This is a genomic window from Limimaricola hongkongensis DSM 17492 (genome assembly GCF_000600975.2).
Lineage (GTDB): Bacteria > Pseudomonadota > Alphaproteobacteria > Rhodobacterales > Rhodobacteraceae > Limimaricola > Limimaricola hongkongensis.
This window is the reverse complement of sequence record NZ_KK088648.1, coordinates 120,743-139,072: the sequence shown is the minus strand read 5'-3', so window position 1 is coordinate 139,072 and position 18,330 is coordinate 120,743. Positions and strand designations below refer to the sequence as shown.

The following is an 18,330-nucleotide window of genomic DNA, read 5'->3' as shown; positions in this document are numbered from 1 at the left end:
GTCGCCGGTCGTCGCAGCACGGAGCCCTGCGACACGTTGCGACAACATCGTCCCGGCAAGGCCGGGCAGGCCGTCGAGATGAAGTGTCGTTGCGTGGTGCATGGTGGCCTCCGGGCCGTGTCTCGTTGCGATGACCGGGAGATAGGGGTGATGATCGTTGAACTGAACAGTTCAGTGTGTGCACCGGCGCGGCCCTGTCTGTGCGCGTGGGCAGCCTTGTTTCGCCTCGATATTTTCGGGGTCGTCCCGGTCCTTGCAAACAAGGGGCGCGCGGATTTCGCCGCGCGCCCCTCATGCCGTGCTCGCGAGAGTGTGATCGGTCAGGCGTCGAGCTCGATCCAGACCGGAACGTGGTCCGAGGGCTTGTCGCGGCCCCGCACCTCGCGGTCGATCCACGCATCGCGCAGCAGATCGGCGGCCTGCGGGGCCAGCATCAGGTGGTCGATGCGGATGCCGTTGTCGCGCTCCCACGAATTGGCCTGGTAGTCCCAGAAGGAATAATGCCCCGGCCCGCGCACCCGCGCGCGGAACGCGTCGGTGAAGCCGAGATGCTCGATCCGGCGGAACGCGGCGCGGGTCTCGGGGCGAAACAGCGCGTCCTCGACCCAGGCCGCGGGGCGGGCGGCGTCCTCGGGCTGCGGGATCACGTTCCAGTCGCCCGCGAGCAGGGCGGGCTCCTCCTGCGCCAGAAGCGCGCGCGCCCGGTCGTGCAGCCGCGCCATCCAGCCGAGCTTGTAGTCGTATTTCGGCCCCGGCGCCGGGTTGCCGTTGGGCAGGTAGAGGCAGCCCACGCGCACGGCGCGGGTTTCGCCCATCACGGTCGCCTCGATGTAGCGGGCCTGTTCGTCCGTGTCGTCGCCGGGCAGGCCGCGGGTGATGTCCTCGAGCGGCAGGCGCGACAGGATCGCGACGCCGTTGAAGCCCTTTTGCCCGTGGGTTTCGACGGTATATCCCATGTCCTCGAAATGCTGGCGCGGGAAGGCCTCGTCGACCGACTTGATCTCCTGCAGCAGCGCCACGTCGGGGCGCTTGTCCCCGAGCCAGTCCGACAGCGCGCCGATCCGCGCCTTGACGCCGTTGATGTTGAACGTGGCGAGTTTCATGCGCGCATCCTTGGGCAACCTTGCGTCCGGGTTTGTAACAGGCGAACCCCGGCGGGCAAGCCGCCTAGCGGGTGCACAGCTTGCGCGGGCCCGAATAGGGCTGGAAGCTGCAGTCGGAGGCGCGGAACGACCGGTAGGCGCGCGAACAGGCGCGCACGTTGCAATTGGGCTGCTCCTGCGCGGCGGTGCGGCGCAGCCGGTCGGCATTGGTCGATGTGACATCGGTGCCGCGGCGCACCCGCACCGGCGTCTGGCTTTCGGCCGAGGGCGCGCGCGCCGCGCCTGCGCCGCCCGCGGCGAGCACCACCTCGCGCCAGATCTCGGTCGGAAGACCGCCGCCGGTGACGTCGTTCATCGGCGAATTGTCGTCATTGCCGACCCAGACGCCGACCACGAGCCGGTCGGTGAAGCCGATGAACCACGCGTCGCGGCTGTTCTGGCTGGTGCCGGTCTTTCCGGCGGCAAAGCCGTCGATCGCGGCGCGTTTGCCGGTGCCGTTCTGCACCACGTCGCGCAGCATCGACAGCATCGGCTTGCGGGTGCGGTTGAGCTTGACCGCGTTCGGGTCCGAGCCCGACACCGACAGCGCGACCCCGGTATCGCCGAGCTTGAGGCTGGCGATGCCGGTGGCGGCGATCGGGGCGCGGCCCGCGAGGATCGCGGCATAGGCTTCGGTCATGTCGAGCAGCGACACCTCCGACGAGCCCAGCGCGAGGCTCGGCGTCGGCGTGAGATCGCTTTCGATGCCGAGCTGGCGCGACACCTCGATCACCTGCTCGATGCCGACCTCTTGCGCCAGCCGCACCGTCGCCGCGTTGAGCGATCGGGTGAAGGCCTCGCGCAGCGTGACCATGCCGGCGTATCGGCCGTTGAAGTTCTCGGGCGCATAGCCGTCGATGTCGATCGGCTCGTCGGGCAGGCGGGTGTCGGGATCGGCGCCCATGACCAGCGCGGCGAGATAGACCGGCAGCTTGAAGGTCGATCCGGGCTGGCGCATCGCGTCGGTGGCGCGGTTGAACTGGCTGGTCTCGTAATCGACGCCGCCGACCATGGCGCGCACCCGCCCGTCCGGGGTCATGGCGACGATCGCGCCCTGGCTGGCCCCGGCTTCGGCGCCGCGGCCGGCGATGGCGTCGCGCAGGATCTTCTCGGCCTTGGCCTGAAGCTCCATGTCGAGCGTGGCGGTGACGTTGAGAGGGCCGTCGACGGCGCCCGACAGCTCCTGCGCCTCGTCGAGCACCCAGTCGGCGAAATAGCTGCCCGCGCGGGCCGGGGGCGGCGTGGGCTCCAATGTCGCCAGCTCGGCGCTGGCGCTCTCGAATGCGGCGGCGTCGATCCATTCCAGGTCGCGCATCACCGACAGCACCACCTCTGCGCGTTCGCGGGCGCGGTCGAGATCGGACTCGGGGTTGATGGCCGATGGCGCGCGGATCGTCGCGGCGAGGATCGCCGACTGCGCGAGGCTCAGCTCCTGCACCGGCTTGTCGAAATAAAGCTGGGCGGCGGCGGGCATGCCCCAGGCCCCCGCGCCGAGATAGGTGGAGTTGAGATACAGCTCCATGATCCGGTCCTTGCCGAGCTGGCGCTCCAGCCCCAGCGCGAGGACCATTTCCTGCAGCTTGCGTTTGTAGGTGCGCTCGGGGTCGAGATAGAGCACCTTCACCAGCTGCTGGGTGATGGTCGAGCCGCCCTCGACCACGCCGCCCGACGAGATGTTGCGCCACATGGCGCGGCCGATGCCCTCGATGTCGACGCCGGGATGCTCCCGGAAGCGCCGATCCTCGATCGCCGAGACCGCCTGCGGCAGGTGGCCGGGCATCTCGTCGAGCGGCACGTAGCCCGCGCGGTAGGCGCCGCGGGTGAACAGCGTGTCGCCCGCCTCATCCTCGACGGTGAGCGTCGGCTCTTCGAGCGGGGGCAGCATGTCGGCGAGCGGCAGGTCGCGCACCGCCCAGACCAGCACGCCACCCGCAAGCACGATGCCCAGAAGCAAGAGGAAGGCCAGCCCGAACACCGTGCGCCAGACCCAGCGCGTCGCCCGCACCGTGGCGGCGGGGCGCAGCTTGCGCTGGTCGAGCCGGGCGCGACGGCGGGCGGTGGCGTTGCGCCAGCCTTGCACGGCGCGCGCGCCGAGAGAGAGGCGCGGGGCGGCGGATTGGGCCGTGTCCTGCGATCCGCCTTGGGTCTCGGGCCCGGCATCGCCGCCCGACGACCGGGCCGTTTCGCGTTGGGCGCGCAGCTTGTCGACGGCGGCGGTGCCGGTTCGGGCCGCGCGGGAGGACAGGCCGCGCAGCGCCGCGCCGCCCTGGCCGATGCCGGTCGACGCGGCGCGGCCAAGGCCCCGGCCACCCCGGCCCAGCGCCCGCATCAGCGCCGCCCAAAAGGCCCGCGCCGCCTGCGACAGGTCGGCATCCTGCGGCGCGGGGGCAGTGTCGCCGCGCGGCGCGGCAAGAGGCTCCGCCCCGGCCCCGTCAGTGGCGTGATCAGGGCGGTCGGGCGTCTTGTCGTCGGTCATGGATATCGGGTTCCGGTGCTGTCAGCACCCGGAGGGTAGGCGCGGGCCCGACCGCGTCAAGCGGTCGCAGCCGGTCAGATCGAAAAGCTGGTGCCGCAGCCGCAGGAGGAGGTGGCGTTCGGGTTTTCGATCACGAAGCGCGCGCCGATCAGCTCGTCGGCGAAATCGATCACCGCGTCGGCGAGAAAGGGCAGCGAAACGCTGTCGACCACGACCTTCTCGCCCGACCCTTCGAGCACGAGATCATCCTCCTTGGGGTCGTCGAGCGCGATCTCGTATTGAAAGCCGGAGCAGCCGCCGCCCTCGACGGCGATGCGCAGCGCCTTGCCCTGCGCCTGCGCGCCGATTTCGGACAGGCGCTCCCAGGCGCGGGGGGTGACCTTGGGGGGCAGCGTCAGCATGGTGGAACCTATCTCGGGCCGGGTCATTGACGGTCGCCGGGCCGGGAAATCCAAGCGAATTCCCTGTCCGGGCGGCCTTTTGCCCCATATAGGTAAGGGAACAAGTGACGACAAGCTGGCGGACGACATGATGGCTCCCTACGCCTCCGACCCGCGCGCGACGCGCGGCAGGCTCCACCCCGAGGAGGAAAGCGCCTTCCGCTCCCCCTTTCAACGCGACCGAGACCGCATCATCCATGCGAGCGCGTTTCGCCGCCTCAAGCACAAGACGCAGGTCTTCATCGAGCATGAGGGCGATTATTTCCGCACCCGGCTCACCCATTCGATCGAGGTGGCGCAGGTGGCGCGGACGATCTCGGGCGTGCTCGGGCTCAACACCGAGCTGACCGAGGCGGTGGCGCTGGCGCATGATCTCGGCCATCCGCCCTTCGGCCATACCGGCGAGGACGCGCTCGACGCGCTGATGGCACCTTATGGCGGGTTCGATCACAACGCGCAGGCGATCCGCATCGTCACCTCGCTGGAGCGGCACTATGCCGATTTCGACGGGCTGAACCTGACATGGGAGACGCTGGAGGGCATCGCCAAGCATAACGGTCCGGTGACCGGCGAGATCCCCTACGCGCTCGCGGATTACGTCGCCCGTCACGATCTGGAGCTGCACACCCATGCCAGCGCAGAGGCGCAGGTGGCGGCGCTGGCCGACGACATCGCCTACAGCCATCACGACCTGCATGACGGGCTTCGGGCCGAGCTGTTCTCGACCGACGAGCTGGCCGAGCTGCCGATCCTCGATGGCTGCTTCGCCGAGGTCGACCGGCTCTATCCCGGTCTCAACTACTATCGCCGCCGGCACGAGGCGCTGCGCCGCTTCTTCGGCGTGCTGGTCGAGGACGTGATCGGCGTGGCGCGCGCCAATCTCGCCGAGGCCGACCCGAAATCGGCGCGCGAGGTGCGCGCGGCGGGGCGGATGATGGTGCGCTTCACCCCCGGCCTCTGGGCTGATCTCAAGGTGCTGCGCGAGTTCCTGTTCCATCGCATGTACCGCGCCCCCGAGGTGGTGGTGATGCGCGAACGGGTCACGGGGGTGATCCACGACCTGTTCCCGCTGTTCATGGCCCATCCCGAGCATCTGCCCAAGCAATGGCGCAAGGACGTGGCCGAGGCGCAGGGCGAAATCGCCTTGGCGCGGATCGTGGCGGACTACATCGCCGGGATGACCGACCGTTTCGCGCTTCAGGAACATGCGCGGCTGACCGGCTCGGACATTCTGGAAAAGACCAATGTTGCGGGGGCCTGGAGTGGCGATTGAAACAGCGACGGACAGCGCGGCGGCGCTGAGCCCGATCATGGCCTTCGCGCTGGTCGGCGCGATCGGCGTCGGGTCGCAATGGCTGGCATGGCGGCTGCGGCTGCCGGCCATCGTGCTGATGCTGGCGGCGGGCCTTGCCATCGGTCCGGGCCTTGGCTGGTTCGTGCCGGCGCGCGACATCGGCGATCTGGTCCGGCCGATGATCTCGATCGCGGTGGCGATCATCCTGTTCGAAGGCGGGCTGACGCTCAATTTCCGTTCCTTGCGCGACGAGGCCAAGGGGGTGAGCCGCCTGGTCTTCATCGGCGCGCCGCTGGGCTGGCTGTTCTCGGCGCTGGCGCTGCGCTACGGCGCGGGGCTGAGCTGGGAAAGCGCGACCGTGTTCGGCGGCATCATGATCGTCACCGGCCCGACCGTGATCGCGCCGCTGTTGCGCACCGCGCGGCTGTCGCGGCGCCCGGCCTCGCTTTTGCAATGGGAGGCGATCGTCAACGACCCGATCGGCGCGCTCGCCGCCGTGCTGGCCTTCGAGGTGGTGCTGGTGCTGCGCACCGCCGTCACCGTCGGCAGCGCGGTGTGGGAGCTGGCGCTGGGCATCGGCGTGGCGCTGGCGCTGGGCGCGGCCGGGGCGGGGATCGTCGCCTGGGGCTTTCGCAAGGGGCGGGTGCCGGAATACATGAAGGTGCCGGTGCTGTTCTCGCTTCTGCTGGCGGTCTTCGCGGTCTCCGACACGGTGCTGCATGAAAGCGGGCTCTTGGCGGTGACGGTGATGGGCATCGGCATCGCCAATGCCGATCTGCCCTCCTACACCGAGCTGCGCCGTTTCAAGGAGCACGCGACGATCCTTCTGGTGTCGGGGGTGTTCATCCTTCTGGCCGCGGCGGTCGAATTCGAGACGCTGGCCGCGCTCGACTGGCGCGCGGTGGTCTTCGTGCTGGCGGTGGTGCTGGTGGTGCGCCCGCTCACCGTCTACCTGTCGCTCCTGGGCGCGGGCGTGCCGTGGCGCGAGCAGCTTCTAGTGGCGCTGACCGGGCCGCGCGGCGTGGTGCTGGTCGCGGTGGCGGGCCTGTTCGGCGAGCGGCTGGCCGATCTGGGCGTGCCCGACGGCCATGTCGTGGCGCCGCTGGCCTTCGTGCTGGTGGCCTTCACGGTGGTGGTGCACGGCTTCACCCTCGTGCCCTTTGCCCGCGCGCTGGGCCTGTCGGGCGGGGTGGTGCCGGGCGTGCTCTTGATCGGCGGGTCGCGCTTTACCCGCGGGCTGGCCGAGGCGCTGCGCAAGGTCGAGGTGCCGGTGCTGATGGCCGATCCCAACCACAACAACCTGCGTGCCGCCCGTTCGGAGGGCATCACGACCTATTCGGGCGACATCCTGTCGGAATCGGCCGAACATTTCCTCGAGCTGGTGAGCTATGACGTGGTGGTCGCGGCGACCGAGAACGACGCCTACAACACGCTGGTCGCCACCGATCTTGGCCCGGAATTCGGCCGCGACAACGTCTACCAGATCACCCGGCAGAAGAACGAGAGCGCGCGCCACGCGCTGTCCTCGAGCCTGACCGGGCGCGCCTTCGGCCCCGAGGAGGGCTATAACGGGCTGGAGCAGCTGATGCGCGATGGCTGGAGCTTCCGCGTCACCCGGCTGACCGAGGAATACGGGCTGGAGGAGTGGCGCGCCAAGCGGCCGCACGCCAAGGTCGTGGCGCGGGTCGGGCCGCAGGGCACCACCGAGTTCATCCGCGAGGACGAGGAAATCCGCCCCGCGCCCGACGTGCGGATCATCTCGATGCTGCCGCCGGGCGAGGAGAAGGGCACCGACCCCGAGGCGGGCCACGAGATCGCCAGGCAGGCCGCCAAGAACAAGCCGACCAAGCCCGGCGGCGGGCCGAAGACCGGCCCCAAGGCCGGACCCGGTGCGGCATGGTCGATCGCGGGCCGCCGCAAGCCGCGCGGCAAGCGGCCCCGCGCCGCCTGATCCGGGTCCGGGCGCCGGGAGCCGATCCCGGTGCCCGGTTCGGGTTTCGATCCAGACGCAGGCGCCGGGTTTCGACAGATGCGTCCGGTTCGCGCTTTGCCGCAGGCCGCGGTGCTTGGCATTTCCCCAAGCGCCCGTTCCGGGCATTGCGCCCGAGCGCCCGTTCCGGTCTGGATAAGCGCGCCCGTTCCGGTCCGAGCAAACGCGCCCGTTCCGGGCATCGCCGTGAGCGCCCGTTCCGGGCGACGGGCAACGCAGCGCGCGTTGACGCGCGGCACCGCCATGGTAAAGGGTCGCGGGCCGATCTCGCGGCACGACTAGGCCGAAAGGACTGCGCATGAACCTCTTCACCGACATCCGGGCGCTTGTGCTCGACACGCTTGATGCCATGGCGCGCGACGGGGCGATCCCCGAGGCGCTGCAGACCGGCGCCGTGACGGTGGAGCCGCCGCGCGATCCGGCGCATGGCGACATGGCGACCAACGCCGCGATGGTGCTGGCCAAGCCCGCCGGGAAAAAGCCGCGCGACATCGCCGAGGATCTGGCCGCGCGGCTGGCCGCCGACGACCGCATCGCTCATGCCGAGGTGGCCGGGCCCGGCTTCATCAACCTGCGGCTCGCGCCCGCGCTGTGGCAGGGCATCGTGCGCGCCGCGCTGACCGAGACCGGTTTCGGACGCTCGACCATGGGGCAGGGCGAAAAGGTCAATGTCGAATACGTCTCGGCCAACCCCACGGGGCCGATGCATGTCGGCCACGCCCGCGGCGCGGTGTTCGGCGACGCGCTGGCGCGGCTGCTGGATTACGCGGGCCATGACGTGACCAAGGAATACTACGTCAATGACGGCGGCGCGCAGGTCGACGTTCTGGCGCGGTCCTCCTTCGAACGCTACCGCGAGGCCTGCGGCATGACGCCCGAGATCGGCGAGGGGCTCTATCCGGGCGATTACCTCGTGCCGGTGGGCGAGATGCTGAAAGAGCGCTGGGGCGAGCGGATGCTGAACGCGCCCGAAAGCGACTGGCTCGACGAGGCGCGCGAGATCGCGACCGAGGCGATGATGGAGATGATCCGCGACGATCTCGCCGCGCTGGGCGTCACCATGGACGTGTTCTTTTCGGAAAAGGCGCTTTACGGCACCGGCCGGATCGAGGCGGCGATCGAGGAGCTGCGCGCGCGCGAGCTGATCTATCGCGGCACGCTGGAGCCGCCCAAGGGCAAGACCCCCGAGGATTGGGAGCCGCGCGAGCAGACGCTGTTCCGCTCCACCGCGCATGGCGACGATGTCGACCGGCCGATCATGAAATCGGACGGCGCATGGACCTATTTCGCGCCCGACATCGCCTATCACTACGACAAGATCGACCGTGGCTTCACCCAGCTGATCGACGTGTTCGGCGCCGATCACGGCGGTTACGTCAAGCGGATGAAGGCCGCCGTCTCGGCGCTGTCCGAGGGAAAGGTGCCGCTCGACGTCAAGCTGATCCAGCTGGTGAAGCTGTGGAAGAACGGCGAGCCGTTCAAGATGTCCAAGCGCGCGGGCAATTTCATCACGCTGCGCGATCTCGTCGACCAGGTCGGCCCGGACGCGGCGCGGTTCCACATGCTGACCCGCAAGAACGACGCGCCGCTCGATTTCGATTTCGACAAGGTGCTGGAGCAGAGCCGCGAGAATCCGGTCTTCTACGTGCAATACGCCAATGCGCGCATCAGCTCGGTGCTGCGCAAGGCCGAAGCGATGGGCATCGCGGTCGATGACGCGACGCTGGCGGGGGCGGATCTCGCGGCGCTCGACCACGAGGCGGAGCTGGCGCTGATGCGCAGCCTTGCCGAATGGCCGCGCCTCGTGGAGATCGCCGCCAAGGGCCACGAGCCGCACCGGGTCGCGTTCTATCTGTACGACCTCGCCTCGGCCTTCCACGCGCTGTGGAACCGCGGCAATGACGAGCCGGGCCTGCGCTTCGTGCAGGAGGGCGATGCCGCCACGACCCAGAGCAAGATTTCGCTCGCGCGGGCGGTCGGCGTTGTGATCGCGGAGGGGCTTGGTATCCTTGGCGTCACCCCGGTCGAGGAGATGCGCTGAGCGCGCTGGCGGTCGGGCAAGGCAGAGAGGGGCGCGCACCCCCCGGGGCAGAGAGGCTGAGATGGCACAACCGAGCGATCCGCAGGGGCCCGGGCGGCTGGCCGCCGGGCTGGCGCTGGTCTTCCGCTATGCGGGGGCCATCCTGTCTCTGGCGCTGGTGCTGGGCATCGCCGTGTGGGGCTACAAGCTGTGGGTGCGCGACGTGACCGGCATCCCGGTGGTGCGCGCCATGCAGGGCCCGATGCGCGAGGCGCCCGAGAACCCCGGCGGCGAGATCGCGCTGCACAAGGGGCTCGCCGTCAACGACATCGCCGCGATGGGCGAGGCCGCCGGTCCCGAGGAACGGCTGGTGCTCGCCCCGCAGGCGCCCGGTCTCACAGAGGAGGACCTGATGGTCCAGCCGACCGCCGAAGCGGGCGAGCTGCGCCCGGATGAGGATCTCGCCGGGGCGGCGCCGGTCTTCGACCCCGACCGCCCGATGTCGGCCAGCGACATCGCCGATCTCGCCGATCGCATCGCCGCTGAGGCGGGCCTGCCCGTCGAGGCCGTTCCGGGCACCGTGGCGGGGCCGGACGCCTCGGTCATCGCGGCAGCCGAACCGCAGGCGGCGCAGGCCGGCCCGGCCCCGCCCGCGCGCCCGGCGCTGCGCCCCACCGCGTTGCGCCCCGCCACGGCGATGGCCGCCGCCGCCGCGCCCGATCCCGAACCCGAGCTGGACCCGGTGCGGGTCGACACCCGCAAGATCGCGCCGGGCACCAGCCTCGTGCAGCTCGGGGCCTTCGACAGCCCCGAGGTGGCCGGGCGCGAATGGGCCCGGCTCAACGGCCGCTTCGGCGAGCTCCTGGCCGGGCGCGAGCGTCTGGTGCAGCAGGCGATGAGCGGCGGGCGCACCTTTTTCCGGCTGCGCGCCACCGGCTTTGCCGACCTGGCCGAGGCGCGGCGCTTCTGCTCGGCGCTGGTGGCCGAGGACGCCGCCTGCATCCCGGTGGTGGTGCGATGACCGCCGCCGCGATCCTCGGGCCCGAAGGGGCGCGCCTTGGCGCCGACGAGGCGGCGTTCTTTCGCGACGCCGATCCGTGGGGCTTCATCCTGTTCGCGCGCAATGTCGAGACGCCCGACCAGCTGCGCCGCCTGACCCATGAGCTGCGCGCGGCCCTGGGCCGCGACGCCCCGATCCTGATCGACCAGGAAGGCGGGCGGGTGCAGCGGATGCGTCCGCCGCATTGGCGCGCCTATCTGCCCGCGCTCGACCAGATGGCGCGGGCCTCCGATCCGTTGCGCGCGCAATGGCTGCGCCACCGGCTGATCGCGGCCGAGCTGCACGAGGTCGGCATCGACGTGAACTGCGCGCCGCTCGCCGATCTGGTGGAGCCGCAGACGCATCACATCCTGCGCAACCGGCTTTATGGCGACACGGTCGACGGCGTGGTCGCCGCCGCCCGTATCGCCGCCGAGGGGCTCCTGGCGGGGGGCGTGCTGCCGGTGCTCAAGCACATTCCCGGCTATGGCCGGGCGCGGGTCGACAGCCACAAGGCGCTGCCGCGCGTGGCGGTCGGGCTCGACGAGCTGCGCGCCCGCGATTTCGCGCCCTTCGCGGCGCTGTCGGACATGGCGATGGGCATGACCGCGCATATCGTGCTCGAGGCGATCGATCCCGAGCGGCCTGCCACCACCTCGCCCGCCGCGATGCGGATGATCCGCGAGGAAATCGGGTTCGACGGTCTGATCATGACCGACGATCTGTCGATGGAGGCGCTGTCGGGCGGCATCGGCGAACGCGCGGGCGCCAGCATCGCGGCGGGCTGCGACGTGGTGCTGCACTGCAATGGCGAGCGGGCCGAGATGGCGGATGTGATCGCCGCCTGCGGGGTGATGGGCGCCGAGGCCACGCGCCGCGCCGAAGCCGCGCTGGCGCAGCGCCGGGCGCCGGAGCTGGCGGATATCGAGGCGCTGCGCGACGAGCTTGGCGCGCTTACCGGGGAGGATGCGTGATGGATGGCGGACAGGATGTCGCCCGCGGCGCCGACACCGGCCCGAATGCCGGCCACGCCACGGTCGCGGATCGCCGGGCCGCCGAGGCGCTGATCGTCGATGTCGAGGGCTTCGAGGGGCCGCTCGATCTCTTGCTGACGCTGTCGCGCACCCAGAAGGTCGATCTGCGGCAGATCTCGATCCTCGCGCTGGCCGAGCAATATCTCGGCTTCGTCGAGAAGGCCCGCGTGCTCAGGATCGAGCTGGCCGCCGATTATCTCGTCATGGCGGCGTGGCTGGCCTTCCTGAAATCGCGGCTGCTGCTGCCGCCGGACCCGGCCACGGAGGAACCTTCGGGCGAGGATCTCGCCGCGCATCTGGCGTTCCAGCTGGAGCGATTGCAGGCGATGCGCGAGGCCTCGGCACAGCTGATGGCGCGCCCCCGGCTGGGGCGCGACGTGTTCGCGCGCGGCGCCGAGGAGGCGGTCACGGTGCATCGTTCGACCGTGCACCACGCGAGCCTGCTCGATCTCATGCAGGCCTATGCGCGGGTCAAGACGCGCGACGAATTCCGTCCCTTCGTCATGGACCGGCGCGATTTGATGACCATGGAGCAGGCGCTCGACCGGCTGCGCGCCATGGTGGGCGAGGCCGCCGACTGGGCCGACATTTCGGCCTATTTCCCCGAGGACTGGCAGGCCGCGCCGCGCCGACGCCGCTCGGCCACCGCCGCGACCTTCGCGGCCTCTCTCGAACTGGCCAAGGAAGGCCGCATCGAGATCCGTCAGGGCGACATCTTCGCCCCGATCGAGATCCGCCGGAAGGACACCGCATGACCGACCAACCCGAAACCGCGCAGTTCGACGCCGCCTCGCGCGCCGAGGCCGAGCGGATGGTCGAGGCGCTCTTGTTCGCCAGCGCCGAGCCGGTCGCCACCGCCGAGCTGGCGCGGCGCCTGCCCGAGGGAACGGATCTGGCCCGCGCGCTCGACGATCTGCGCGCGCGCTACGAGGGGCGGGGCGTGGAGCTGCGCCGCAGCGGCGATTCCTGGGCGTTTCGCACCGCGCCGGATCTGGGCCACCTTCTGGAGCGCCACGCGGTCGAGACCCGCAAGCTCAGCCGCGCGGCGACCGAAACGCTGGCGATCATCGCCTATCACCAGCCCGTCACCCGCGCCGAGATCGAGGAGATCCGCGGCGTCTCCGTCAGCCGCGGCACGGTCGATCAGCTGATCGACATGGGCTGGGTCCGGCTGGGGCGGCGCAAGATGACGCCGGGGCGGCCCGTGACCTTCGTGGTCACCGAAGGCTTTCTCGACCATTTCGGGCTGTCGAGCCCGCGCGACCTGCCCGGCCTGCGCGAGCTGCGCGCAGCGGGGCTGCTCGACAACCGGCCGCCGCCGGGGCAGGGCGGCGAGGAAGAGGACGCACAGGCGCAGGACAGCCTGTTCGGGGCCTGAGCCCCATCGGCGGCAAGGCGCGGCCCCACGGGGCCGCCCCAGCGCCCCGGTGGCGCATCAGGGCGCGCGGAACTGCTTGGAGAGCTTGAGCCCCTGGCCCTGGTAATTCGAGGCGATCCCGGCGCCGTAGAGCTGGTCGGGGATCTCGGCCATCTTTTCATAGACGAGCCGTCCGACCACCTGCCCGTGTTCGAGCACGAAGGGCGCCTCGTGGCAGCGCACCTCGAGCACGCCGCGCGACCCCTTGCCCCGCGCCGAGGCATGGCCGAAGCCGGGGTCGAAAAACCCCGCGTAATGCACCCGGAATTCGCCTGCCATGGCAAGATAGGGCGCCATTTCGGCGGCATAGGCGGGCGGGATGGTCACCGCCTCGCGGCTGACGAGGATGTAGAAGGCGCCGGGATCGAGGATGACGCGGCCCTTGGGGCTCGGCACAGCTTCCCAGAATTCGGACACCTCGTAATGGCCGATCCGGTCGAGATCGATCACCCCGGCATGCGGCTTGGCGCGAAAGCCCGCGCAGGCGGCAAGGGCGGGCGACAGGTCGACCGAAAAGCCCAGGCCCTCGGAAATCAGCGCCTCGCCGTCGACCAGCGGCTCGCGCGCGTGCAGATCGGCCAGCGCGGCATCGTCGAGCACGGCTTGCCCGGCGCGAAACCGGATCTGGTTGAGCCGCATGCCGGGCCGCACCAGCACCGAAAAGCTGCGCGGGCAGATCTCGGCATAGAGCGGGCCGTCATGGCCCGGCGCGATGCGGTCGAACTCGGTGCCGCCATCGGCGATCAGCCGGGTCAGCAGGTCGAGCCTGCCGGTCGAGCTTTTGGCGTTGGCCACGGCCTGGATGCCGTCGGGCAGGGCGAGCCGCTCCATAAGCGGCACGACGTAGACGCAGCCCTTTTCCAGCACCGCGCCTTGGTCGAGATCGATGCGGTGCATCTCGAATTCTGCCAGCCGGTCCTCGACCCGGCGGCCATCGCCCGCAAGGAAGGAGGCGCGCACCCTGTAGGCCACGCGGCCGAGCCTGAGGTCGAGGCTGGCGGGCTGGATCTGTTCGGGGCGGATCGGGGTGTCGGCGCGAATCGCGCCGCTTTCGATCAGCTGGGCGATCCCCTGGCGGGGCAGAACTCCGGTCACGCGACGGCTCCTCCTGACATGACGACGCCCGCCGCTTTGAGGCGGCGGGCGGTCATAAATGGTCGGGCTAGCAGGACTCGAACCTGCGACCTTCCGTCCCCCAGACGGACGCGCTACCAGGCTGCGCTATAGCCCGACTGAGGCTGCTAATGCCTTATGTGGCGGGTGGGGGCAAGCCGGTTTGCGTAAAAAAATCGCGAAATCAGCGCTTGCCGTCGCGGGCATCGATCATCCGCGCGCGCAGCCGCTCGATCCGGGCGACCAGCGGCGCGATCCGGGCGGCGCGGGCATTCAGGCAGGCGGAACCGGCGGCATGCAAAAGCGCCAGCGGGGCCTGCGGGGTTGGGGCCAAGCTTGGGGCCGGGCTTGGGGCGGGGGCGGCGGCGGGGCGCGATTGCGAGGCGGTTTCGGCGCCCGGCCCGAGATCGGAATCGGGGTCGAGCAGGAGCACCGCATCCTCGACCGCCGGGCGCGGCGCCGGGCGGGGCGCGGCGGGGGGTGCCGGGGGCGGTATCGGCGTTGCGGCCTTCGCCCGCGACATGGCGTACGCCCTTTTCGCGCAGGAGCTTCTGCACGCCCTTGATGGTCATGCCCCGGTCGTGCAGCAGCATCTTGATGCCGCAGAGCAGGTCGAGATCCTCGGGGCGGTAGTAGCGCCGCCCACCGGCGCGTTTCACCGGCCGGACCTGCGCGAACTTGCTTTCCCAGAATCGCAGCACATGCGCAGGCGTGTCGAGCGCCTCGGACACCTCGCCGATGGTGCGGAATGCTTGAGCCGATTTCACCATCCGGGCCGCCTCAGCTCCGGTTGCCCGCGGCGACCTTGTCCTTCATCAGGTGCGAGGAGCGGAAGGTCAGCACCCGCCGCGGATGGATCGGCACCTCTTCGCCTGTCTTGGGGTTGCGGCCGATCCGCGCCGCCTTGTCGCGTACCGAAAACGTGCCGAAGGAGCTGATCTTGACCTGCTCGCCGGCCACCAGCGCATCCGAGATATGCCCCAGGACCGCTTCGACCAGCTCGGCGCTGTCGTTGCGCGACAGCCCCAGCTCCTCATGCACCGCCTCGGCAAGATCCATCCGGGTCAATGTCTTGTCCGCCATCTCGATCTCCCTGCTCTGCCGCAACTTTAAGGCCGACGGCAATTTCAAGTCAATCTCAAGTGGATGGAAGTCACAGTTGCAGCGAGGTCACGCGGGGTCACCAGCGCAGCACGACCGACCCCCATGCGAGGCCGCCGCCGATCGCCTCCGTCACCACGAGATCGCCCTTCTTGATCTGGCCGTTGGCCTGCCCGACGGAGAGCGCCAGCGGGATCGAGGCGGCCGATGTGTTGCCATGGTCCTGGACCGTGGTCACCACCTTGTCCATGCCGAGGCCGAGCTTCTTGGCCGTGGCCTGGATGATGCGGATATTCGCCTGATGCGGCACGACCCAGTCGACATCGTCGGGGCCGAGCCCCGCCTTGTCGAGCGACAGATGCGCGGTTTGCGCCAGCTTTTCAACGGCGTGGCGGAACACCTCGCGGCCCTCCATGCGCAGATGGCCGGTGGCGCCGGTCGAGACGCCGCCATCGACATGCAGGATGTCCTTGTGGCGGCCGTCGGAGTTGAGATCGGCCGACAGGATGCCGCGGTCGGAGGACAGGCCCTCGCCCTCGGCGGCTTCGAGCACCAGCGCGCCGGCGCCGTCGCCGAACAGCACGCAGGTCGCGCGGTCGGTCCAGTCGATGATCCGGCTGAAGGTCTCGGCGCCGATCACCAGCACGCGTTTCGCCTGGCCGGTGAGGATCATCGCGTTGGCGGTGGCCAGCGCGTAGACGAATCCGGCGCAGACCGCCTGCACGTCGAAGGCGAATCCATGCGTCATGCCCAGCTCGCGCTGCACCATGGTGGCGGCGGAGGGGAAGGTGAAATCGGGGGTCGAGGTGGCGAGGATGATCGCATCGACCCCGTCGGTGTCCGCACCGGCATCGGCCAGTGCCGCGCGGGCGGCGCGGGCGGCGAGATCGGAGGTGGCCTGTCCCTCGGCGGCGATGTGGCGCCGCTCGATCCCCGAGCGCGAGCGGATCCATTCGTCGGAGGTCTCGACGAAGGCCTCGAACTCGGCGTTTTCCATGACCCGTTCGGGGAGGTAGTGCCCGACACCCGTGACGACCGCGCGAATGGTCATGCCTTGATCTCCTTGGGTGCGTCCTGATGCAGGGCCGAAACACCGGCGATGCGATGCGCCAGCCTTTCGGAAAAATCGGACCGCGCAAGCCGCGCGGCAAGGCTCAGTGCGGCGGCGACGCCGGTGGCGTCGGCCGAGCCGTGGCTTTTCACCACGATGCCGCCCAGCCCGAGAAACACGCCGCCATTGACCTGGCGCGGATCGATCCGGGATTTCAGCCGGCCCATCGCGCCACGCGACAGCAGCGCCGCGAGCTTGGAGATGGTGGAGGACAGGAACGCCTCGCGCAAGAGCCCCGAGATCAGCGTGGCGGTGCCTTCGCCGGTCTTGAGCGCGACATTGCCGGTGAAGCCGTCGGTGACGATCACGTCGACCCGGTCCGAGGGGATGTCGCCGCCCTCGACGAAGCCGACATAGTCGAAATCGCCGTTCCCGGCGGCGGCGCCGATCATGTCGGAGGCGACCTTCAGCTCGGCCCGGCCCTTGTGCTCCTCGGTGCCGACATTGAGCAGCCCGATCCGCGGCCGCTCCAGCCCGAGCCCGTTGCGCGCATAGGAGGCGCCCATCATGGCATAGGCCAGAAGATCGTCCTGATCGGCGCGGATATCGGCGCCGACATCGAGCATGACGTTGAAGCCCTGCCGGTTGCGCGAGGGCCACAGGCAGGCGATGGCGGGGCGGTTGACGCCCTCGGCCTTGCGCAGCCGGATCATCGACACCGCCATCAGCGCGCCGGTGTTGCCGCAGCTGACGCAGGCGCCGGCGCGGCGGTCGCGCAGGGCGTCGACGGCCGACCACATCGAGGTGGACTTGCCGCTGCGCATCACATTGGAGGGTTTGTCGGTCATCGTCACCACGCCGTCGGCATGGACGATCTCGACCCGGGCGGCGACGTCCGAGCCCGAAAACAGCGGCTCGAGGATCTGTCGCTGGCCGTGCAGGATCACCTGCGCGGAAGGATCGGAGGAAAGGAATTTCGTCACGCCTGCGGCCACGACGGCCGGGCCCTGATCGCCGCCCATGGCGTCGACGGAAAGCGTGATGGAACTGTCTTGGGACATGCCCGTCATCGCGGCCCCGATGCTCTGGGCGCGGTCGTGGTGGCGCGCCGGTGTCGCTGCTGCAGACATCCGGGCCGTGCCCCGAGGGGCGGCGCGGTCCGGGCCAAAGCCCGTCCCGCGCCAAAGCCCGGATAACGGGGCTTACGCCGCGTCGTCGTCCAGCTCGGTCTCGGCGGCCTGCGCGATCACTTCGCGATCGGCATAGCTGCCGCAGGACGGGCAGACGTGGTGCGGGCGCTTGAGCTCCCCGCAGCTGGTGCATTCATTGGGGTTCGCGCCGGTCAGGCCGTCATGGGCCCGACGCTGGTTGCGGCGCGACTTGGAGATCTTGTTCTGCGGAACGGCCATGTCACAACCTCGAAGTAATACTGGCTCTAGTCTAAGTGGGCGCGGAAACGGGTCCGGCCCGGCTGGCGGGTGGGCGCATGGCCCCGGTCAGGGGATCCATCCCGCGACGTCCGGCCGCTCTTAGGCGATAAGAAGCGGGCTGTCGAGCCGTGGAATGGAAAGAGGCCGCGAAAATACGGCCGCCGCGCCGAAAAGCAAGGGGGCAGTGCTATGCGTCGTCGTTTTCTCCGCCCGAAAGCTTGTCGCGCAGCCCCTTGAGCCCGGCAAACGGCTTCACGTCCTCGTCGGTGATCGGTGCGGCGCCCGGCGCGGTGGCGCTCATGTCGGCGGGGCCCACGCCTTGGGCGCGCGGGTAATCGGGCAGGGCGAGCGCCAGCGCCTCGATCATCACCTGGCCCAGATCGACCGCGGTGGGCAGCGGCTCGATCGTGTCGTCCTCGGGCATCTCGGCCTCGGCCTCGTCGGGTTCGGTCACGTCGGCGAGATACCGGCGCAGCACGGTCTCGTCGATCCGCGTCACCACCGGGTCGAGCGTCACCACGCAGTCCTGCACCACCGTGGCGCCGAGATCGCCGTCGAGCCGCCAGCCGCGGCTGCCCTCGGGCGAAAGCCGCGCCGCGAAGCGCAGCTTGCGGATGCCGCGGATGCCCAGGGCCGCGGCCACGGCGGCGCGGGCGGGCGCGTCGGTTTCGATCACGGCCTCGGTGCCGCGGCGTTCGGACAGCTCGCCCAGGCGGATCACCCGGCGCGGAAGTGGGGTCGCGTCTGCCATGGTCCGCTTCCTTCCTTGAAGATAGGCTTGGT

17 protein-coding genes, 1 tRNA gene and 1 pseudogene are annotated in these 18,330 nt (G+C 70.1%); 7 read left to right on the top strand and 12 right to left on the bottom strand.

What is annotated here, in order from left to right:
* Positions 1-320: 320 nt before the first annotated feature.
* The 3 genes from xth to LOKHON_RS01505 form a co-directional block, all read right to left on the bottom strand.
* Positions 321-1,103 carry an exodeoxyribonuclease III gene (gene xth, locus LOKHON_RS01515; protein WP_017929418.1) on the bottom strand — a complete coding sequence of 261 codons (783 nt, stop codon included), beginning with the start codon at positions 1,101-1,103 and terminating at the stop codon, positions 321-323.
* A 64-nt stretch (positions 1,104-1,167) separates the two neighbouring features.
* The gene (locus LOKHON_RS01510) at positions 1,168-3,618 is read right to left on the bottom strand and encodes a PBP1A family penicillin-binding protein (RefSeq protein ID WP_017929417.1); all 2,451 of its coding nucleotides are present in this window, start codon (positions 3,616-3,618) and stop codon (positions 1,168-1,170) included.
* A gap of 74 nt (positions 3,619-3,692) precedes the next feature.
* Complete coding sequence (locus LOKHON_RS01505; protein WP_017929416.1) at positions 3,693-4,019, bottom strand: HesB/IscA family protein; 327 nt, start codon at positions 4,017-4,019, stop codon at positions 3,693-3,695.
* Between the two features lie 127 nt (positions 4,020-4,146).
* Here LOKHON_RS01505 and LOKHON_RS01500 point away from each other — a divergent pair, with 127 nt between their 5' ends.
* The 7 genes from LOKHON_RS01500 (at position 4,147) to scpB (ending at position 12,813) form a co-directional block, all read left to right on the top strand.
* A complete protein-coding gene (locus LOKHON_RS01500; RefSeq protein WP_017929415.1) occupies positions 4,147-5,331 on the top strand; it encodes a deoxyguanosinetriphosphate triphosphohydrolase in 1,185 nt (394 codons plus the stop codon).
* A 37-nt stretch (positions 5,332-5,368) separates the two neighbouring features.
* On the top strand, positions 5,369-7,303 hold the full coding sequence (locus LOKHON_RS01495; RefSeq protein ID WP_051059666.1) for a cation:proton antiporter: 1,935 nt from the start codon (positions 5,369-5,371) through the stop codon (positions 7,301-7,303).
* A gap of 337 nt (positions 7,304-7,640) precedes the next feature.
* Positions 7,641-9,383 (top strand): arginine--tRNA ligase, encoded by a 1,743-nt coding sequence (argS, locus tag LOKHON_RS01490; protein WP_017929413.1) that lies wholly within the window; start codon positions 7,641-7,643, stop codon positions 9,381-9,383.
* Positions 9,384-9,444: 61 nt separating this feature from the next.
* Positions 9,445-10,383, top strand: a complete 939-nt coding sequence (locus tag LOKHON_RS01485) for an SPOR domain-containing protein (RefSeq protein WP_017929412.1) — start codon at positions 9,445-9,447, stop codon at positions 10,381-10,383.
* Positions 10,380-11,375: a glycoside hydrolase family 3 N-terminal domain-containing protein gene (locus LOKHON_RS01480; protein WP_017929411.1), complete on the top strand. Its 996-nt coding sequence runs from the start codon at positions 10,380-10,382 to the stop codon at positions 11,373-11,375. The genes LOKHON_RS01485 and LOKHON_RS01480 overlap by 4 nt, the downstream gene beginning before the upstream one ends.
* On the top strand, positions 11,375-12,190 hold the full coding sequence (locus LOKHON_RS01475; protein WP_017929410.1) for a segregation and condensation protein A: 816 nt from the start codon (positions 11,375-11,377) through the stop codon (positions 12,188-12,190). Before LOKHON_RS01480 ends, LOKHON_RS01475 begins: the two co-directional genes overlap by 1 nt.
* The gene (gene scpB / locus LOKHON_RS01470; RefSeq protein WP_017929409.1) at positions 12,187-12,813 is read left to right on the top strand and encodes an SMC-Scp complex subunit ScpB; all 627 of its coding nucleotides are present in this window, start codon (positions 12,187-12,189) and stop codon (positions 12,811-12,813) included. The genes LOKHON_RS01475 and scpB overlap by 4 nt, the downstream gene beginning before the upstream one ends.
* Positions 12,814-12,870: 57 nt before the next feature.
* On the opposite strand, the gene LOKHON_RS01465 is transcribed toward scpB, so the two are convergent.
* The 9 genes and pseudogenes from LOKHON_RS01465 to LOKHON_RS01430 form a co-directional block, all read right to left on the bottom strand.
* On the bottom strand, positions 12,871-13,947 hold the full coding sequence (locus tag LOKHON_RS01465) for a 2'-deoxycytidine 5'-triphosphate deaminase (RefSeq protein ID WP_017929408.1): 1,077 nt from the start codon (positions 13,945-13,947) through the stop codon (positions 12,871-12,873).
* Between the two features lie 59 nt (positions 13,948-14,006).
* A tRNA-Pro gene (locus tag LOKHON_RS01460) sits at positions 14,007-14,083 on the bottom strand.
* Positions 14,084-14,149: 66 nt separating this feature from the next.
* Entirely contained in the window at positions 14,150-14,488 is a 339-nt protein-coding gene (locus LOKHON_RS16415; protein ID WP_036082243.1) for a hypothetical protein, read from the bottom strand.
* A 73-nt stretch (positions 14,489-14,561) separates the two neighbouring features.
* Positions 14,562-14,735 (bottom strand): annotated as a pseudogene (locus tag LOKHON_RS16410) (MerR family transcriptional regulator); the annotation flags it as partial.
* Between the two features lie 10 nt (positions 14,736-14,745).
* Positions 14,746-15,048 carry an integration host factor subunit alpha gene (gene ihfA, locus LOKHON_RS01450; RefSeq protein ID WP_017929406.1) on the bottom strand — a complete coding sequence of 101 codons (303 nt, stop codon included), beginning with the start codon at positions 15,046-15,048 and terminating at the stop codon, positions 14,746-14,748.
* Between the two features lie 97 nt (positions 15,049-15,145).
* Positions 15,146-16,117 (bottom strand): beta-ketoacyl-ACP synthase III, encoded by a 972-nt coding sequence (locus LOKHON_RS01445; protein ID WP_017929405.1) that lies wholly within the window; start codon positions 16,115-16,117, stop codon positions 15,146-15,148.
* Positions 16,114-17,178, bottom strand: a complete 1,065-nt coding sequence (plsX, locus tag LOKHON_RS01440; protein ID WP_017929404.1) for a phosphate acyltransferase PlsX — start codon at positions 17,176-17,178, stop codon at positions 16,114-16,116. The genes LOKHON_RS01445 and plsX overlap by 4 nt, the downstream gene beginning before the upstream one ends.
* A 141-nt stretch (positions 17,179-17,319) precedes the next feature.
* The gene (gene rpmF / locus LOKHON_RS01435; RefSeq protein WP_017929403.1) at positions 17,320-17,526 is read right to left on the bottom strand and encodes a 50S ribosomal protein L32; all 207 of its coding nucleotides are present in this window, start codon (positions 17,524-17,526) and stop codon (positions 17,320-17,322) included.
* Positions 17,527-17,734: 208 nt separating this feature from the next.
* A complete protein-coding gene (locus LOKHON_RS01430) occupies positions 17,735-18,298 on the bottom strand; it encodes a YceD family protein (protein WP_017929402.1) in 564 nt (187 codons plus the stop codon).
* Positions 18,299-18,330: the final 32 nt, after the last annotated feature.

What these genes read in the sequence shown, in the direction of transcription:
- ihfA (WP_017929406.1), bottom strand. Translation starts at nt 15,048, where the DNA reads ATGGCGGACAAGACATTGACCCGGATGGATCTTGCCGAGGCGGTGCAT.
- LOKHON_RS01475 (WP_017929410.1), top strand. Translation starts at nt 11,375, where the DNA reads ATGGATGGCGGACAGGATGTCGCCCGCGGCGCCGACACCGGCCCGAAT.
- argS (WP_017929413.1), top strand. Translation starts at nt 7,641, where the DNA reads ATGAACCTCTTCACCGACATCCGGGCGCTTGTGCTCGACACGCTTGAT.
- LOKHON_RS01510 (WP_017929417.1), bottom strand. Translation starts at nt 3,618, where the DNA reads ATGACCGACGACAAGACGCCCGACCGCCCTGATCACGCCACTGACGGG.
- LOKHON_RS01505 (WP_017929416.1), bottom strand. Translation starts at nt 4,019, where the DNA reads ATGCTGACGCTGCCCCCCAAGGTCACCCCCCGCGCCTGGGAGCGCCTG.
- xth (WP_017929418.1), bottom strand. Translation starts at nt 1,103, where the DNA reads ATGAAACTCGCCACGTTCAACATCAACGGCGTCAAGGCGCGGATCGGC.
- LOKHON_RS01485 (WP_017929412.1), top strand. Translation starts at nt 9,445, where the DNA reads ATGGCACAACCGAGCGATCCGCAGGGGCCCGGGCGGCTGGCCGCCGGG.
- scpB (WP_017929409.1), top strand. Translation starts at nt 12,187, where the DNA reads ATGACCGACCAACCCGAAACCGCGCAGTTCGACGCCGCCTCGCGCGCC.
- plsX (WP_017929404.1), bottom strand. Translation starts at nt 17,178, where the DNA reads ATGTCCCAAGACAGTTCCATCACGCTTTCCGTCGACGCCATGGGCGGC.
- LOKHON_RS01480 (WP_017929411.1), top strand. Translation starts at nt 10,380, where the DNA reads ATGACCGCCGCCGCGATCCTCGGGCCCGAAGGGGCGCGCCTTGGCGCC.
- LOKHON_RS01495 (WP_051059666.1), top strand. Translation starts at nt 5,369, where the DNA reads ATGGCCTTCGCGCTGGTCGGCGCGATCGGCGTCGGGTCGCAATGGCTG.
- LOKHON_RS16415 (WP_036082243.1), bottom strand. Translation starts at nt 14,488, where the DNA reads ATGTCGCGGGCGAAGGCCGCAACGCCGATACCGCCCCCGGCACCCCCC.
- LOKHON_RS01430 (WP_017929402.1), bottom strand. Translation starts at nt 18,298, where the DNA reads ATGGCAGACGCGACCCCACTTCCGCGCCGGGTGATCCGCCTGGGCGAG.
- LOKHON_RS01500 (WP_017929415.1), top strand. Translation starts at nt 4,147, where the DNA reads ATGATGGCTCCCTACGCCTCCGACCCGCGCGCGACGCGCGGCAGGCTC.
- LOKHON_RS01445 (WP_017929405.1), bottom strand. Translation starts at nt 16,117, where the DNA reads ATGACCATTCGCGCGGTCGTCACGGGTGTCGGGCACTACCTCCCCGAA.
- rpmF (WP_017929403.1), bottom strand. Translation starts at nt 17,526, where the DNA reads ATGGCCGTTCCGCAGAACAAGATCTCCAAGTCGCGCCGCAACCAGCGT.